The organism is Marinobacter sp., assembly GCF_035268745.1.
GTDB lineage: Bacteria > Pseudomonadota > Gammaproteobacteria > Pseudomonadales > Oleiphilaceae > Marinobacter.
In genome coordinates this window covers 1-1,149 of record NZ_DATFKH010000074.1, presented here as the reverse complement: position 1 = coordinate 1,149, position 1,149 = coordinate 1, and the positions used below count along the sequence as shown (strand labels likewise).

1 rRNA gene is annotated in these 1,149 nt (G+C 55.0%); it reads right to left on the bottom strand.

Features of this window, described 5'->3' with window-relative positions:
• Nucleotides 1-1,149: ribosomal RNA gene (locus VJ956_RS06610) — 23S ribosomal RNA — on the bottom strand; the annotation flags it as partial.

Sequence of the window (1,149 nt, the reverse complement as noted above, 5' to 3'; positions counted from 1 at the left end):
TCACTGAGTCTCGGGTAGAGACAGCGCCCCCATCGTTACGCCATTCGTGCAGGTCGGAACTTACCCGACAAGGAATTTCGCTACCTTAGGACCGTTATAGTTACGGCCGCCGTTTACCGGGGCTTCGATCAAGAGCTTCGCGCAAGCGCTAACCCCATCAATTAACCTTCCGGCACCGGGCAGGCGTCACACCCTATACTTCCACTTTCGTGTTTGCAGAGTGCTGTGTTTTTGATAAACAGTCGCAGCCACCTGGTCACTGCAACCCCCTTCAGCTCCACGAGCAAGTCGCTTCACCTAACAGGGGCGTACCTTCTCCCGAAGTTACGGTACCAATTTGCCTAGTTCCTTCACCCGAGTTCTCTCAAGCGCCTTAGGATTCTCTCCTCACCCACCTGTGTCGGTTTACGGTACGGTCAACTATTACCTGAAGCTTAGAGGCTTTTCCTGGAAGCTTGGCATCAATCACTTCGCTCCACATGGGAACTCGTCGTCACGCCTCAGGATTGTGCAACCGGATTTTCCTAGCCACACTCCCTACACGCTTGAACCGGGACAACCAACGCCCGGATGACCTAGCCTACTCCGTCCCCCCATCGCAGTAATAGTTGGTGCAGGAATATTAACCTGCTTCCCATCGACTACGGCTTTCGCCCTCGCCTTAGGGGCCGACTCACCCTGCGCCGATTAACGTTGCGCAGGAAACCTTGGGTTTTCGGCGTGCGGGTTTTTCACCCGCATTATCGTTACTCATGTCAGCATTCGCACTTCTGATACCTCCAGCATGCCTCACGACACACCTTCGCAGGTTTACAGAACGCTCCCCTACCATGCCCAGATAAATCTGAGCATCCGCAGCTTCGGTGCACGGCTTAGCCCCGTTGAATCTTCCGCGCGGGCCGACTAGACCAGTGAGCTATTACGCTTTCTTTAAAGGATGGCTGCTTCTAAGCCAACCTCCTGGCTGTCTCTGCCTTCCCACATCGTTTCCCACTTAGCCGTAACTTTGGGACCTTAGCTGGCGGTCTGGGTTGTTTCCCTCTCCACGACGGACGTTAGCACCCGCCGTGTGTCTCCCGTGATTGCACTTCCTGGTATTCGGAGTTTGCATCGGTTTGGTAAGCCGGGATGGCCCCCTAGCCGAAACAG